10 protein-coding genes are annotated in these 16221 nt (G+C 34.7%); 4 read left to right on the top strand and 6 right to left on the bottom strand.

Annotation, left to right across the window (positions count from 1 at the left end):
• Both leuB and ACVC43_RS13615 read left to right on the top strand, forming a co-directional pair.
• On the top strand, positions 1-1119 hold the full coding sequence (gene leuB, locus ACVC43_RS13620; protein ID WP_452225085.1) for a 3-isopropylmalate dehydrogenase: 1119 nt from the start codon (positions 1-3) through the stop codon (positions 1117-1119).
• 6 nt (positions 1120-1125) lie between these two features.
• A complete protein-coding gene (locus ACVC43_RS13615) occupies positions 1126-3705 on the top strand; it encodes a phosphoenolpyruvate carboxylase (protein ID WP_452225084.1) in 2580 nt (859 codons plus the stop codon).
• Between the two features lie 81 nt (positions 3706-3786).
• Here ACVC43_RS13615 and ACVC43_RS13610 read toward each other — a convergent pair whose 3' ends face one another.
• The 3 genes from ACVC43_RS13610 to ACVC43_RS13600 form a co-directional block, all read right to left on the bottom strand.
• Positions 3787-5034, bottom strand: coding sequence for an ammonium transporter (locus ACVC43_RS13610; RefSeq protein ID WP_452225083.1), 1248 nt, complete (start codon positions 5032-5034; stop codon positions 3787-3789).
• A 6-nt stretch (positions 5035-5040) separates the two neighbouring features.
• Positions 5041-5379 carry a P-II family nitrogen regulator gene (locus tag ACVC43_RS13605; RefSeq protein WP_111658440.1) on the bottom strand — a complete coding sequence of 113 codons (339 nt, stop codon included), beginning with the start codon at positions 5377-5379 and terminating at the stop codon, positions 5041-5043.
• A gap of 62 nt (positions 5380-5441) precedes the next feature.
• Positions 5442-6425: an outer membrane beta-barrel protein gene (locus ACVC43_RS13600; RefSeq protein ID WP_452225082.1), complete on the bottom strand. Its 984-nt coding sequence runs from the start codon at positions 6423-6425 to the stop codon at positions 5442-5444.
• A gap of 447 nt (positions 6426-6872) precedes the next feature.
• Here ACVC43_RS13600 and gltB point away from each other — a divergent pair, with 447 nt between their 5' ends.
• Together gltB and ACVC43_RS13590 are read left to right on the top strand one after the other, a co-directional pair.
• Positions 6873-11369: a glutamate synthase large subunit gene (gene gltB, locus ACVC43_RS13595; RefSeq protein ID WP_452225081.1), complete on the top strand. Its 4497-nt coding sequence runs from the start codon at positions 6873-6875 to the stop codon at positions 11367-11369.
• An 80-nt stretch (positions 11370-11449) separates the two neighbouring features.
• Complete coding sequence (locus ACVC43_RS13590; protein ID WP_452225080.1) at positions 11450-12916, top strand: glutamate synthase subunit beta; 1467 nt, start codon at positions 11450-11452, stop codon at positions 12914-12916.
• A gap of 64 nt (positions 12917-12980) precedes the next feature.
• Here ACVC43_RS13590 and argH read toward each other — a convergent pair whose 3' ends face one another.
• The 3 genes from argH to argB all read right to left on the bottom strand — a co-directional run bounded on the left by argH (position 12981) and on the right by argB (position 16179).
• Positions 12981-14258, bottom strand: coding sequence for an argininosuccinate lyase (argH, locus tag ACVC43_RS13585; RefSeq protein ID WP_452225079.1), 1278 nt, complete (start codon positions 14256-14258; stop codon positions 12981-12983).
• Positions 14259-14344: 86 nt separating this feature from the next.
• A complete protein-coding gene (locus tag ACVC43_RS13580; RefSeq protein ID WP_452225078.1) occupies positions 14345-15406 on the bottom strand; it encodes a M20 family metallo-hydrolase in 1062 nt (353 codons plus the stop codon).
• Positions 15403-16179: an acetylglutamate kinase gene (gene argB, locus ACVC43_RS13575; protein WP_452225077.1), complete on the bottom strand. Its 777-nt coding sequence runs from the start codon at positions 16177-16179 to the stop codon at positions 15403-15405. The genes ACVC43_RS13580 and argB overlap by 4 nt, the downstream gene beginning before the upstream one ends.
• Positions 16180-16221 lie beyond the last annotated feature (42 nt).

The following is a 16221-nucleotide window of genomic DNA, read 5'->3' as shown; positions in this document are numbered from 1 at the left end:
ATGAAATTAAATATAGCAGTTTTACCAGGCGATGGTATAGGTCCAGAAGTTACTAATCAAGCAATAAAAGTTTTAAAAGCTATTGCTGTAGAATTTAACCATCAGTTTAAATTTAAAACAGCACCGGTTGGAGCTGTCGCTATAGATTTACATGATAACCCATTACCAGATATCACCTTAGATTTATGCAAATCAAGCGACGCTGTTTTATTTGGAGCAATTGGTCATCCTAAATACGATAATAATCCATCTGCTAAAATAAGACCCGAACAAGGCTTACTTAAATTAAGAAAAGAGTTGGGCTTGTTTGCGAATATTAGACCTGTTAAAGCTTATAATTCATTATTAGATAAATCGCCTTTAAAAAGAGACATTATTGAAAACACTGATATTTGTATCTACCGTGAGTTAATTGGAGGAATATATTTTGGAGACAAGCATCTAAGTGAAGATGGTAATACAGCTTCAGACTTATGCGAATATTCTCGAGAAGAAATTGAGAGAATTACTCATTTGGCTTTTAAAGCTGCCCAACATCGCAAAAAGAAAGTAACGTTGGTGGATAAAGCTAACGTTTTAGAAAGTTCAAGGTTGTGGCGTAAAGTTGTAACAGAAGTTAGCGCTGCGTACAAGGATGTAACTTTAGATTTTTTATTTGTAGACAATGCTGCTATGCAGATGATCTTAAATCCAAAACAGTTTGATGTTATATTAACCGAGAACATGTTTGGAGATATTATAAGTGACGAAGCGAGCGTAATTGGTGGGTCTATTGGACTGTTAGCATCTGCCTCTGTAGGTAACAAATATGCTATGTTCGAACCTATTCATGGCTCTTATCCTCAAGCAACTGGCAAAGGTATTGCAAACCCTATTGCTTCTATTTTATCGGCAGCAATGTTACTGGATCATTTCGATTTATTTAATGAAGCAGAATTAATTAGAACTGCAATCGAAAAATCATTAAAATTAAATATTACAACACCAGATATAAATGCCATGTATGATAATGTAACAACAAGTAGAGTTGGAGATTTTATAGAAGATTTTATTCATCACCCTAAAGACACAAATATGAATTTTAAAAACATACATTTAGGGCAATCTACAATCATATAATTTAAAATGTCTACACAACCTAAACTTACCAGATTTAATCAAAATGTATTGGCAAAGTATCAAATATACAACAGTATATTCATGACGTTGCCTTTCGATTCCATTACTAAAACAGGTGTGCTTTTGCCGCTCTTTCACGAAACATGTAAAAAAGGTTTTGCTAATAAAGAGGATCCCACGACCATTGTTGAAACCTTTTTTAAAAAATATCAGGGAAGTCGCTCGGCCAAAAGTCAGATTGATCTTCTATTCAGGTTTATTCAATACATAGAACGCCAAGTTGTATTATTTGACGCTATTGAGGATGCCGCTTTTCCTTTAGTTAACAACATGGATGGTATTGGTACATTGCGTAGCTTGAAAGAAAGTGCTTCCGCCGACAATAAAATGGAAACTTTAAAAAAATATTTAGAAGAATTTAAAGTTCGAATTGTTTTAACGGCTCACCCAACGCAATTCTATCCTGGCTCCGTATTAGGGATTATTACAGACCTTACTGAAGCTATACGTGAAAACGATTTGCTTCGTATTAACGATCTCTTAGCGCAATTAGGAAAAACGCCTTTTTTTAAACATGAAAAGCCAACACCTTACGATGAAGCCGTTAGCTTAATATGGTATTTAGAAAACGTATTTTATAAATCCTTCGGAAAGATTTACGATTACATTCAACAAAACATTTTTGATGCAAAACAAATAGATAACGATATCATTAATATTGGCTTTTGGCCTGGTGGAGATAGAGATGGCAACCCATTTGTAACGCCAGAAATAACTTTAAAAGTTGCTAACAGATTGCGTGCAACTATAATAAAAAATTATTATCGAGATATTAGAAAGTTAAAAAGGAAACTATCATTTCAAGGTGTGGAAGATAGAATTACAACTTTAGAGCATGAGTTGTATAATATTATCACTCATGAAAAATCTAATTTAACTTTAGAACATTTTACTTCAGAATTAAAAGACATTAAGCAATTTATAATAGACAAACACCAATCGCTATATGTAGATGAAGTTAATAGTCTCTTAAATAAAATTCACCTGTTTGGTTTCCATTTTGCAAATCTAGACATACGCCAAGACAGCCGAAAGCATAATCAATTCTTTAATGACTTGGTACAGGCTTTAATAGAAAATGGGAGTACAATCTTTCCTAAAAATTATTTCGATTTATCAGAGAAAGAACAAATAGAAATTCTATCGAAAGCAAAAGGAAAAGTAGATTTATCCATTATTAAAGATGAAGAAACATTAAAAGCTTTAAACACCATGAAAGCTATCAAAACAATTCAAGAATCAAATGGAGAAAAGGCTGCAAACCGTTATATAATTAGTAACAACCAAACAACACTTAATGTCATGCAACTTTTTGCAATGCTAAAAATAGTTGCTTTTCAAGAGGTGTTAACAGTAGATATTGGACCACTATTTGAAACCATTACAGATTTAGAAAATGCGCCAGCTGTTATGGAAGAGTTATACACCAATCCAGAATATGCTGCCCATTTAAAAACCAGAGGTAATAAGCAAACCATTATGCTTGGGTTTAGCGATGGCACAAAAGATGGTGGTTATCTCATGGCTAATTGGGCTATTTACAAGGCAAAAGAAAACTTAACTAAAATCTCTCGAAAATACGATGTTACGGTTATATTTTTTGATGGTCGTGGTGGGCCACCAGCACGAGGTGGCGGAAAAACACATAACTTTTATGCCTCTTTAGGACCAACCATAGAAGATAAAGAAGTACAACTAACCATACAAGGTCAAACCATTAGCTCTAATTTTGGCACTTTAGATTCATCACAATATAATTTAGAACAATTAATCAGCTCTGGAATTTACAACAGTATGAGCGATGTTGATTTGAGTATGTTACCTGAAAACAGAGTGGTTATGGATGATATTGCAAAACTTAGCTTTGATGCCTATTCAAGTTTTAAAGCGCATCCAAAATTTATCTCATATTTAGAAAATATGAGTACACTAAAGTACTACGCAAAAACAAATATTGGTAGTCGTCCTTCTAAAAGAGGAAAAGCTGAAGGTTTAGTGTTCGAAGATTTAAGGGCTATTCCTTTTGTTGGATCATGGAGCCAATTAAAGCAAAACGTACCTGGTTTTTTTGGAGTTGGAACAGCTTTAAAGTATTACGAAGATATAGGAGAATTTAACAAAGTACAGCATTTGTTTAAAACATCAAGCTTTTTTAAAACACTTATAGAAAATAGTATGATGTCCTTATCTAAATCGTTTTTTGATTTAACAAAATATATGGCAGAAGACCCAGAATATGGGGCTTTCTGGAAAATTATTTATAATGAGTATGAAACATCAAAACGCCTAATACTTAAATTAACAGGTTATAACGAACTCATGCAGGAAGAGCCAGCAGGAAAAGCTTCTATTGCTGTAAGAGAGTCTATTGTTTTGCCTTTATTAACCATACAGCAATTTGCATTAAAGAAGATTCAGGAGCTTGAAAAAGCAAAAGTAAGAGACGAAGAGCAAATTAAAATATTCGAAAAAATAGTCACACGCTCCTTATTCGGGAATATAAACGCGAGCCGTAATTCTGCTTAACCTAATATTTTTATTAGTCTAAATTAAAAAACCTCGAAATATAATATTTCGAGGTTTTTAACAACAAACTAAACTAAATAATTAATGCTCATTGAGTCTAAAATCTGGATACGCATCCATTCCATGCTCATGAGCATCAAGTCCTTCTAATTCTTCTTTTTCTGGAACTCTTATTCCCACGGTTTTCTTCATAATAAAAATAATTAAAAATGAAGACACTAAACAAATACCTGCATAAGACAACACTCCAATAAGCTGACTCAAAAATTGTGCACCACTTGCCAAGTTTCCTAAAAGTCCTACGGCTAAGGTTCCCCAAATTCCGCATACTAAATGCACAGCAATTGCTCCAACTGGATCATCTAATTTTAACCTGTCTATTAAAGAAACCGCAAAGACAATAATTGCTCCTGCAACAGCGCCAATAATAATAGCATCGGTTGGACTCATTTGGTCGGCACCTGCTGTAATACCTACTAAACCGCCTAAAATACCGTTAAGAAACATTGTTAAATCTAAATTTTTATATAATAAGGTAGAGATGAGGGCTGCAAAAACGCCTCCAGCTGCAGCTGCAAGGCAGGTTGTTACTAATGTTAATGAAGTTAGAGATGGGTCTGCAGATAATACAGAGCCACCGTTAAATCCAAACCATCCTAACCAAAGAATCAACACACCTGCTGTTGCTAATGGTATATTGTGTCCTGGTATGGCTTGTAATTTACCATCTTTAAATTTACCTATTCTAGAACCTAGTAAACAAACGGCTACTACAGCTGCCCAGCCACCAACAGAGTGTACTAATGTTGATCCGGCGAAGTCATAAAACGGCGTGTCTAAACTGTCTAAAAATCCGCCTCCCCATTTCCAAGAACCTGCAATTGGATAAATAAATCCAACATAAAGTATTGTAAAAATCATAAATGGGCCAATTTTCATACGTTCAGCCACGGCTCCAGAAACAATAGTAGCTGCTGTTGCTGCAAACATGCCTTGAAATAAAAAGTCCGTCCAGTAGGTATAGCCTTCATTATATGCTAAATCAAGAATAGCTTTCCCTGTTTCTGGATCGATAACTGTTGGCGATTCTAAACCAAATCCAGCAAAACCTAAGAAGCCATTAAATGTTCCTGGATACATTAAGTTAAATCCAACTAAACAGTAAAGTAAAAGACCTACTGTAATAATAAAAATGTTTTTAAAAAGTATATTTATTGTGTTTTTCTGACGTGTTAGTCCAATTTCTAAAAATGCAAATCCTAAGTGCATAAAGAAAACGAGTGCTGTACAGATCATCATCCATACATTATTTGTAGTAAGTAATTCCATGTTTTTTTATTTTAATGTGTTTCCGCCTTTTTCTCCTGTTCTTATTCTGTAAACTTCATCGATTTTTGATACGAATATTTTACCATCACCAACTTCACCTGTAGAACCGGCTTCAAGGATGGCTTTTATTGTTACTTCTTCAAAATCATCATTTACAACAATGGATAGATAGCGTCTTTGAATATCGCTCGTACTGTAAGACACTCCTCTGTAAACATGGCCTTCTTTTTCGTTACCGAGTCCTGTAACATCCCAATACGAAAAGAAATTTACACCAACTTCATGCAGTGCTTTTTTTACTGCAGAGAATTTAGATTTTCTGATAATTGCTTCAACTTTTTTCATGTAAAATTAATTTTTGGTTTTCCGTGAAAATGGAAATTTTATTAATAGTTGTTTGTCGTTTGTTAAAATTTATAAATGGCTGCTACTAAAAAAGAGGCTAAGCTTTTTGTTGGCATGAGATCTGTATCAATAAAAATATCCTCCGAGCCTGAGTCTAACCTAACTTCTGGCTTAATAATTAAATCTTCTACCGTATAACTTCCTGTTAGAGTAAGTGCAATAATATTTGGATTATCGTCCACAGCATCACTGACAATTTCAAAATACTCCCCTCTTAGTCCAATAGTGAAATCATCTATTAATTCGTATTGAGGATACAAATCCACGCCATAAAACCCTTCGCCTTCGTTGTCTGCATAGGCTGCATTAATCCCAATAAAAAAATCATCAGTTGCATCAAAACCTCCTGTATAATCAATTTCGAAACCTAAACCTGCTTTATCGTAAAGTAAATTTAAAAATTGACCATCATAACCCAATTGAGCTCCAACTGCATAACTACCGTCTGGATTAAATTCGGTGACATCTGTCTGGTTGAACACACCAAGCATAAGCGAAAAATCTTCAGATAACGTGAAGTCTGCTTTTAATCCTGTGTGCGAAAATGGACCGTTTGAAAACAAGTAAGATGTACTGTAATTAAAGTTTCCAACCGGTGAGATTACTTCATATCCCAAAAAAGTATTAAACTTCCCAAAGGTTAATGTGGTGTTTTCGCTAATATTATAAAAAGCAAATAATTGGTTTAAAACGGTTGCACTTGCTGCTTCGCCTCTTGGTCCAAATACTAAATCGGCTACGGCTCCAACTTTTCCTTTTTCATAAGAGGCTATAATATTTCCCATACCTAAAGAAAATCCTCCAGTATCTGCAAAAGATGTTGCGGGTGCAATTTGGTTTTGGTCGTTTGGAGCAGTTAAATTGGTTCTGTAATAAGCATCGACACTGCCCTCGAAAGCGAATTTTTTTTCCGGATTAGATGTATCTTCTTGAGCAAATAAAAATGTTGCCGCAAATAGTAGTGTTAGAGTAAGTAATTGTTTCATGATATTTCTATAGTTAATAATTAGTTTTCCTGCTCAAATCTATATCAAAAAATAATTAACCCCTAAAAAAAATAGGGTCTCGTACTCATTTTTATCATAATTTTATTTTTACCCCTATTTTTTATAGGGTATAATAAATTTATATTCATTTTTTTGTTAATTTCATATTCATCAATTTGCATAAATTTTAACAAAAACGCTTTTTATATAAATTATATTCAGTTTTTTTATAGATACGAAAACGTTTTAGTAAAAAAACACGTATTTTATTGAGATTTTTGCATTGTCTATTTCACAAAATAAGTACTCCTAAATTGTTCAAATACCATTTTAACACCGCACTAATTTCGAATTTCGAAAAAGTGTTTTACAAGTTTTCATAATCAAACAATTACATATATATTGAGATGATATTAGGGCTAAAAAAGCCATTAAATTTTACCAATTATGCTGAAGAAACAAGGACTTTATTTACCAGAATTTGAACACGATAATTGTGGTGCAGGATTTATATGTAGTTTAACTGGAAAACGTTCTAATGACATCATCCATAAAGCACTCGAGATTTTAGTAAAATTAGAACATCGTGGCGCTGTTAGTTCCGATGGTGTTACTGGTGATGGTGCAGGTATTTTAATTGATATTCCGCATAAGTTTTTCAAGATTTTTTGTGAGTTCGATTTGCCTGAAGCTGGAGAGTACGCAGTAAGTAATGTGTTTTTACCGCGAAAGGAAAATCAGCGTCAATATTGTATTGATGTTTTTGAAAAAGAAATTAAAAGTCAAGGTCTTAAATTAATAGGCTGGAGAGATGTACCTGTTAACAGCGAAATTTTAGGAGAAATTGCTAAAGTTACAGAACCTTTTGTAAAGCAGATTTTTATAGGAAAAGCAAACGACGAGCAAACCGAAAGAGAATTTAATCTCAAACTATTTGCAGCCCGAAAAATTGCAGAACATACTATATATGATTCAAAATTATCGGAGTCTAAGTTCTTTTACCTGCCAAGTCTATCTACCAAAATTATCATATTTAAAGGGCTTTTAATGCCAGAACACATAAATGAGTATTATTTAGACTTGTTCAATTCGGCATTAGACACGCGTTTGGCCTTAGTGCATCAGCGTTTTTCAACCAACACGTTCCCAACTTGGGATTTGGCACAACCGTTTAGATACATTTGCCACAATGGAGAAATTAACACATTAAGAGGTAACGTCTCACGTATGTTTTCTCGTGAAGAAATCATGGAAAGTCCATTATTTGGTGACGATATTAAAAAAATTATTCCAACAGTTTTAAAAGGAAAATCAGATTCTGCAACTTTAGATATGGTGGTGGAATTGTTGTTAATGACAGGCAGATCGCTACCAGAAGCCATGATGATGCTCGTGCCAGAAGCTTGGGAAAAAAACCCAAATATGTCTGACGCCAAAAAAGCATTTTACGAGTACAATTCGTGTTTAATGGAGCCTTGGGATGGACCAGCTTCAATCCCATTTACAGACGGTAATTATATTGGTGCGGTTTTAGACAGAAACGGTTTGCGTCCATCGCGATACACGGTTACAAAAAAGGGTAATGTTATTATGTCTTCGGAAACAGGAGTTGTTGACATTAAGCCAGAAAATGTAGAATATCATGGTCGTTTAGAGCCAGGAAAAATGTTTCTGGTAAATATGAATGAAGGCAGAATTGTTAACGACGAAGAAATAAAGGAAGAAATTGCAGCTAAACATCCTTACAGAAAATGGTTGAATGAAAACCTGGTGCATTTACGAGACATTTCAGCAAAAAAAGGACCTATTCAACATGATGAAATCGAGTTATCAAAACGTGAAGTGGTATTTGGTTATACTGAAGAAGATTTAAATACCATTATTCGCCCAATGGCGCAATTAGGTAAAGAACCTATTGGGTCTATGGGAAGCGATGCTCCTATTGCTATTTTGTCTGAAAGACCACAACTGGTTTACAACTATTTTAAACAGCTATTTGCACAAGTTACCAATCCGCCATTAGATGGTATTCGTGAAGAATTGATTACGGATATTAGTTTAACCTTAGGTAGCGATGTCAATATATTCGACATTAATGCAGAGCACTGTAAAAAACTAAAAATTCAAAATCCTGTCATCTCTAAACACGATTTAGATAAGATTAGAAATTACGATACTAATCCAGATTTTAAGGTCGAATCTATTTCGATGCTATATGAAGTTAATAGAGGACTAAACGAACTTGAAATTGCGCTTGAAAATTTAGTTACCAAAGCATCAAAAGCAATCGATGAAGGTGCAAACATCATTATTTTATCCGACAGATTTGTTGACGAAAATCACGCACCAATTCCAGCACTTTTAGCTTGTTCTTATGTAAATCATGCGCTTCATAAATTAGAGAAACGCTCAAAAATTAGTTTAATTATTGAATCGGCTGAGCCTCGCGAAGTGCATCACTTTGCACTACTTTTTGGTTACGGAGCAAGTGCTGTAAATCCTTATATTGTTAATGAAATTGTTCAGAAGCAAATCAATAATAAAGATGTTACCGATTTAGAGTATTTAACTGCTATAAAAAATTATAACAAAGCCATTGGAAAAGGGATTCTGAAAGTAATGAACAAAATCGGAATTTCAACCTTAAACTCATACAGAGGTTCCCAATTATTTGAGTGTATCGGAATCAACTCATCTACAGTTGAAAAATATTTCCCTAATATAACTACCAGAATCCAAGGTATCGGATTAAGGGAAATTGAACAGGAAATTGTAAAACGTCATAAAAAAGCATTCCATAAAAATATAGAACCAACAATTGAGGTTGGTGGTGATTACAGGTGGCGACGAGGACAAGAAAAACACATGTTCAACCCATTAACGGTTGCTAAACTTCAAGAATCGGTAAGAACCAATAAAGCCTCTACTTTTAAGGAATATTCAGAGTTGGTAAACAACCAATCTAAAAGTTTAATGACGATTAGAGGCTTGTTTGAATTTGATCAATTTGACCCTATTCCAATAGATGAAGTAGAACCTTGGACAGAAATCGTAAAACGATTTAAAACAGGAGCCATGTCTTACGGTTCTATTAGTAAAGAAGCGCACGAAAATTTAGCAGTTGCGATGAACAGAATTGGAGGAAAATCTAATTCTGGTGAAGGTGGCGAAGATCAAGAACGTTTTTATAAAACTTCTCAAGGTGACTGGAAAAATTCAGCAATTAAACAAGTAGCATCAGGTCGTTTTGGTGTGACTTCAAATTACCTAACAAGCGCAAACGAAATTCAAATAAAAATAGCACAAGGCGCAAAGCCTGGTGAAGGCGGACAATTACCTGGTCCAAAAGTAAATCGGGAAATTGCAAAAACCAGAAATTCCACGCCTTATGTTGGGTTGATTTCGCCTCCACCACATCACGATATTTATTCTATTGAAGATTTATCACAACTCATTTATGATGTAAAATGTGCCAATCGCGAAGCCAGAATTAACGTAAAATTAGTGTCCGAAGTTGGTGTCGGCACTGTAGCAGCAGGCGTTGCAAAAGCTAAAGCAGATGTTATTTTAGTCTCTGGTTTTGATGGTGGTACAGGTGCATCGCCTTTAACATCCTTACGTCACGCAGGATTACCTTGGGAGCTTGGTATTGCAGAAGCACAACAAACTTTAGTGATGAACGATCTTAGAAATCGTGTGGTTTTAGAGTGCGACGGACAACTAAAAACAGGTCGTGATGTCGCAATTGCGTGTTTATTGGGAGCAGAAGAATTTGGTTTTGCAACAGCACCTTTAGTGGCTTCGGGTTGTATTATGATGCGTGTTTGTCATTTAAACACATGTCCAGTTGGGATTGCAACCCAAAATCCAGAACTCCGTAAAAAGTTTAAAGGCAAGCCAGAACACGTGGTTAACTATATGTATTTTGTTGCTCAAGAATTGCGTGAGATTATGGCGAAATTAGGATTTAGAACAATTAATGAAATGGTTGGCCAATCTCAAAAACTAAACAGAAATAAAGCGATTGACCATTACAAATCTTCAGATATAGATTTAACGCCAATTCTTCATAAAGTTGAAGTTTCCGAAGATGTAAAATTATTTAATACCTATTGTCAAGACCATAATTTAAAGGTTCATTTAGATTTTAAAATAATTAAACAAGCGCATCAGGCATTATTCCGAAGACAAAAAACACATTTGGAATTACCAATTACCAATATCGATCGTGCTGTTGGTGCGATTGTTAGTAACGAGATTTCTAAAATTTATGGTGCAGATGGTTTACCAGAAGATACTATAGATATAGAATTTAGTGGTTCTGCTGGACAGAGTTTTGGTGCATTTGCCACCAAAGGTTTAAAGTTTACCGTTCACGGAAACACCAACGATTACTTAGGAAAAGGATTATCTGGAGCAAAATTAATCATTAAAGTTCCGGAAAAATGCACAATAATTCCTGAAGATAACATCATTACAGGAAACGTAACATTATATGGTGCAACCTCTGGAGAAGTATATATAAACGGAAAAGCAGGTGAACGTTTTTGTGTAAGAAACTCTGGCGCAAAAGCAGTTGTAGAAGGTATTGGAGATCATGGTTGCGAGTATATGACAGGTGGTGTTGCGGTAATTCTTGGAGCAGTTGGACGAAACTTTGGTGCAGGAATGAGTGGTGGCATTGCTTATGTTTTAGATGACAACGAGACGTTTAAACAACACTGTAATTCTGAAGATTTAAATATTGATGCTGTTGAAAATGTTGAAGATCAATTACAATTAGAACAGCTTATCGAAAACCACTTTATAGCCACTGGAAGTCCGTTAGCAAGACGTCTTTTGGACGATTGGAAAAACAGCTTACCGAAGTTTAAAAAAGTGCTGCCAGAAGAATACAGACAAGCCTTAGAGCGATTAGAAAAAGAAGAATTAGAATTGGTTTAAGATTAAAGTTGCTTTAATCTTTTAATTAAAAAAATAAATTTAGAAAGTTAGGATGAGATTCCTGCTTTCGAAGGAACGAGATGGGAAAGATAACAGGATTTTTAGAATACGAACGCCAAGACGAGAGTTACATTGAGCCAAAAAAACGAATTGAAAATTATAAAGAATTTACTGTTCCGTTAAAAGAAGAAAAACTTAAAGATCAAGGTGCACGCTGCATGGATTGCGGTATTCCGTTTTGCCATAGTGGTTGTCCACTTGGTAATTTAATTCCAGATTTTAACGATAAAGTCTACAAAGGTAAATGGAAAGAAGCTGCCGAAATTTTACATAAAACCAACAACTTTCCTGAATTTACAGGCAGATTATGTCCAGCACCTTGCGAAGAAGCTTGTGTGTTAGGTATCAATGAAGATCCAGTTACAATTGAAAATATCGAAAAAAATATTGCAGAAACCGCCTTTAATGAAGGTTGGGTGACAGCACATCCACCAAAAGTAAGAACCGAAAAAACAGTTGCAGTTATTGGCTCGGGACCAGCTGGATTAGCTGCTGCACAACAATTAAATCGTGCAGGACATACCGTTACTATATTTGAACGTGACGAGAAAGTGGGTGGATTATTACGCTACGGAATTCCAGATTTTAAAATGGAAAAGCACGTGATTGACAGACGTATTAAAGTTTTAGAAGAGGAAGGCATTATTTTTAAAACTAATGCGCATGTAGGCGAAAATGTTGATGCAAACCAGTTAAAAGACGACTTTGATGCCATTGTGTTGTGTGGAGGCGCAACTGTTAGGCGACACATTCCAATTCCAGGTGCCGATTTAAAAGGTGTCACTCAAGCTATGGATTTCTTAAAACTGAACAATCAATATGTTGATGGTTTAGTAGATTTTAAAGATGTTATTTCTGCGGAAGGAAAAGACGTTATTGTGATTGGTGGTGGAGATACAGGAAGTGATTGTATTGGGACTTCAAATCGTCATGGCGCAACATCTGTGACTAATTTTGAAATTTTAAGCAAACCAACCGAAGGTCGTCCAGCACATCAACCATGGCCTTACTGGCCAATGAAGCTAAAAACTACTTCATCGCACCAAGAAGGTGTTGAGCGATTTTTTAGTATTTCAACAAAAGCTTTTATTGGTGATAAAAACGGAAATTTAAAAGGTCTGAAAACAGTTGAAGTGGAATGGATTTTTAAACCAGGAGAAAGACCGCAATTAAAAGAAATTGAAGGCACAGAAAAAGAATGGAAATGCGACTTAGCCTTATTGGCTTTAGGATTTACAGGAGCTGAAAAAACCTTAGCAGATCAGTTTGGATTAAATATGGATTTTAGAACCAACATTGAAGCGTCAACCAAAGATTATGCTACTAATGTTCCTGGTGTGTTTGCTGCAGGAGATATGCGTCGTGGACAATCGTTAATCGTCTGGGCAATTTCCGAAGGAAGACAAGCAGCACATCATGTAGATACTTATTTAATGGGAGAATCCAGTTTGCCTTTAAAGGATGATAGCGATTTACCGAGAGCATAACAAATTCCCGCGAATACAGGAATCTTATATAAAAAAGCACCTTTTTCAATGTGCTTTTTTATTTTCATTGTTTTGGAAACTTACCTTGAATTTTCTCCAAACACAAATTCCCAATACTACCAACATGTGAATGTTTTTTTGAAGTATCTGGTTTGTACGTTCCGTTTTCTACTTCACCTCCTATTTTTTGATAGGCTTCTCTAAATGGCATGCCTTCTACTACCAAGGTGTTTATATTATCTACAGTAAAAAGGTATTGGTATTTAGCATCGTTTAAATCAATCTCTTTTACAATAACTTGCTGTATAGCATAATTAAAAATATCTAACAAGTCTTTTACATCTTCAATGGCTGCTATTATATTTTCCTTTAGCAACTGAAAATCTCTGTGGTAACCACTTGGCAAATTGTTTGTAATTAACACCATTTCGGTATGTAAGGCTTGAATTTTATTGGCTTTTCCTCTTATCAATTCAAACACATCAGGATTTTTTTTATGAGGCATGATACTGCTGCCTGTAGTTAACTCATCCGGAAAGGCAATAAAACCAAAATTCTGACTGTTATACACACAAATATCCATTGCAAATCGAGCCAAGGTATTGCATACACTTCCTAAAGCTAAAGCTATAGTTCGTTCGCTTTTTCCTCTACTCATTTGCGCAGCAACAACGTTGTATTTTAAAGTTGAAAAGTTTAATTCTTTAGTCGTTAATTCTCTATCAATAGGAAACGAACTTCCGTAACCTGCTGCAGAACCTAACGGATTTTGATCGACTGTTTTTAATGCTGCGTTTAGTAAATACACATCATCAATTAAAACCTCAGCATATGCAGAAAACCACAACCCAAAAGAGGAAGGCATAGCCACTTGCAAATGTGTATAACCAGGAAGCAAAGCGTCTTTATGGGCTTCCGCTAAGTTTAAAAGCGTATCGAAAAGAGTTTTTGTTTTAGCGTTAATCAACCTTAGGTTGTCTTTATAATATAACTGAAGCGCAACTAAAACCTGATCGTTTCTGGAGCGTGCTGTGTGGATTTTTTTTCCGACATCTCCTAAAGTTTTTGTGAGTTCGTATTCAATTTTAGAGTGTACATCTTCAAACGATTCTTCAATGACGAAAGTTCCGTTTTCAATGGTTTTCTTAATTGCTTGCAATCCATTTTTTAGTTGCTGTAATTCTTCCGAAGAAATAATACCAATGGACTCCAACATTATTGCATGTGCTAACGATGATTGTACATCGTATTTTGCAATGTGTAAGTCAATTTCTCTGTCGTTTCCAACGGTAAATTGTTCTATTTTCTTATCGATACTAATTCCTTTGTCCCAGAGTTTCATAATTTCATTTATTATTGTCATTGCGAATGAAATGAAGCAATCTCATGATGAGATAACTTCGTCATTCTTCCTCGTTATGACGTTTGCTACAATACTTTTTCTAACAATTCAATATAAATTTTAATGCCTTCTTCAATTTCATTCACGTAAATAAACTCGTCAGCAGAATGCGATCTTGTGCTATCACCTGGACCTAATTTTAAAGAAGGACAAGTTAAAACTGCTTGATCTGACAAGGTTGGAGAGCCATATGTGCTTCTACCAATTTTAATTCCTGCAATTACCAATGGATGATCGATTGGAATGGACGACGAATTTAATTTTATACTTCTTGGAATAATACTATCACAAGGTGCTTCCTTTTGTAAAATATCGACGATTTCTTGGTTGGAATATTTATCGTTTACACGCACATCAACCACCAATTTTACATCTGCAGGTACTGCATTATGTTGCTTGCCTGCGTTAATTTGTGTGACGGTTAGTTTTACTTCGCCTAAAGCATCAGAGGTTTTACTAAACGTGTAATTTTTAAACCATTCTAAAACTGGAATGGTATTATAAATGGCATTATCATTATTTGGATGTGCTGCGTGACTTGGAGTTCCTTTTACAACAGCATCAAACACTACTAAGCCTTTTTCAGCAACAGCAAGATTCATTAACGTTGGCTCTCCAACAATAGCAACATCCACTTTTGGAATTACCGACAACATACTATTTAACCCATTTTCTCCGCTACTTTCTTCTTCTGCGGAAGCGACAATAACCAGATTATAATTCAGGTCTTTTTTATCGTAGAAATAGGCAAACGTTGCCAATAAACTCACCAAGCAACCTCCAGCATCATTGCTTCCTAAACCATATAATTTTCCGTTTTCAACAATGGCTTTAAACGGATCTTTGGTATAGCCATTATTTGGTTTTACCGTATCGTGATGCGAGTTTAATAATAATGTTGGTTTACTGTCATCAAAATACTTATTGGTTGCCCACACATTATTTTTAGTTCTTTGATAAGGAATATCTTGTTCCTTAAACCATTGTTCAATGTGAAGTGCTGTTTTTTCTTCTTCGGAAGAAAACGACTGCGTTTCTATAAGTGTTTTTAACAGCTGAATAGCTCTTGTTGTTAGTTTTTCTATCATTTGGTAATGGTTGTATGTTTATTATTTACATTAAAAAGCATGTCTGATTTACCAATACACACTTTATTGACTTGATGATTCACAGCATATAAACAGTTATTTAATTTTGGTAACATGCCTTCAAAAATTACTTTATTTTCTACTAATGTTTTATACGTTTCTGTGTTTATGTTTTCGATAACAGAATGGTCATCATCAACATTTTTTAAAACACCATTTTTTTCGAAACAATAATATAATTCAGTGTTATATTTTGTTGCAAATCCTATAGCTAATTCTGAAGCAATGGTGTCTGCATTGGTGTTTAATAATTGTCCGTTTTTATCGTGTGTAATAGCACAAAACACAGGTGTGACATTGTTGTCTAAAAGCAACTCTAATGTTTCAGTATTTACTTGTTTAACATCTCCTGCAAATCCATAATCGATAGGTTTTGATGGTCTTAAATCTGAAACTATCGTGTTTCCATCTGCTCCAGAAAACCCGATTGCATTGCAATAGTTGGCTTGTAATTGCGCTACTATATTTTTATTGATTTTTCCTGCATATACCATGGTGATGATATCTAAAGTGTCTTGGTCTGTAATACGCCTTCCATCTATCATTTTAACTTCTATTTGCATTTGTTGTGCTAATTTGGTAGCTAATTTTCCGCCTCCATGCACTAATATTTTAGGAGTAGTTATAGTCGTAAAATCTTTTAGAAACTGTTGCAATGCAGCATCGTTATCGATAATATTTCCTCCTATTTTTATGATTTTTAGTGTTTTCATTTTATGCTCGCGAAAGCGGGTATTTTTTAGTTATAGACCTAC

This window comes from Lacinutrix chionoecetis (assembly GCF_053604665.1).
The sequence above is the reverse complement of the archived record's forward strand: the minus strand, read 5'-3'. Positions and strand labels throughout refer to the sequence as shown.

Coding starts and splice junctions, on each gene's coding strand:
- ACVC43_RS13580 (WP_452225078.1), bottom strand. CDS start 15,406: ATGATAGAAAAACTAACAACAAGAGCTATTCAGCTGTTAAAAACACTT.
- leuB (WP_452225085.1), top strand. CDS start 1: ATGAAATTAAATATAGCAGTTTTACCAGGCGATGGTATAGGTCCAGAA.
- argB (WP_452225077.1), bottom strand. CDS start 16,179: ATGAAAACACTAAAAATCATAAAAATAGGAGGAAATATTATCGATAAC.
- ACVC43_RS13610 (WP_452225083.1), bottom strand. CDS start 5,034: ATGGAATTACTTACTACAAATAATGTATGGATGATGATCTGTACAGCA.
- ACVC43_RS13605 (WP_111658440.1), bottom strand. CDS start 5,379: ATGAAAAAAGTTGAAGCAATTATCAGAAAATCTAAATTCTCTGCAGTA.
- argH (WP_452225079.1), bottom strand. CDS start 14,258: ATGAAACTCTGGGACAAAGGAATTAGTATCGATAAGAAAATAGAACAA.
- ACVC43_RS13600 (WP_452225082.1), bottom strand. CDS start 6,425: ATGAAACAATTACTTACTCTAACACTACTATTTGCGGCAACATTTTTA.
- ACVC43_RS13590 (WP_452225080.1), top strand. CDS start 11,450: ATGGGAAAGATAACAGGATTTTTAGAATACGAACGCCAAGACGAGAGT.
- ACVC43_RS13615 (WP_452225084.1), top strand. CDS start 1,126: ATGTCTACACAACCTAAACTTACCAGATTTAATCAAAATGTATTGGCA.
- gltB (WP_452225081.1), top strand. CDS start 6,873: ATGCTGAAGAAACAAGGACTTTATTTACCAGAATTTGAACACGATAAT.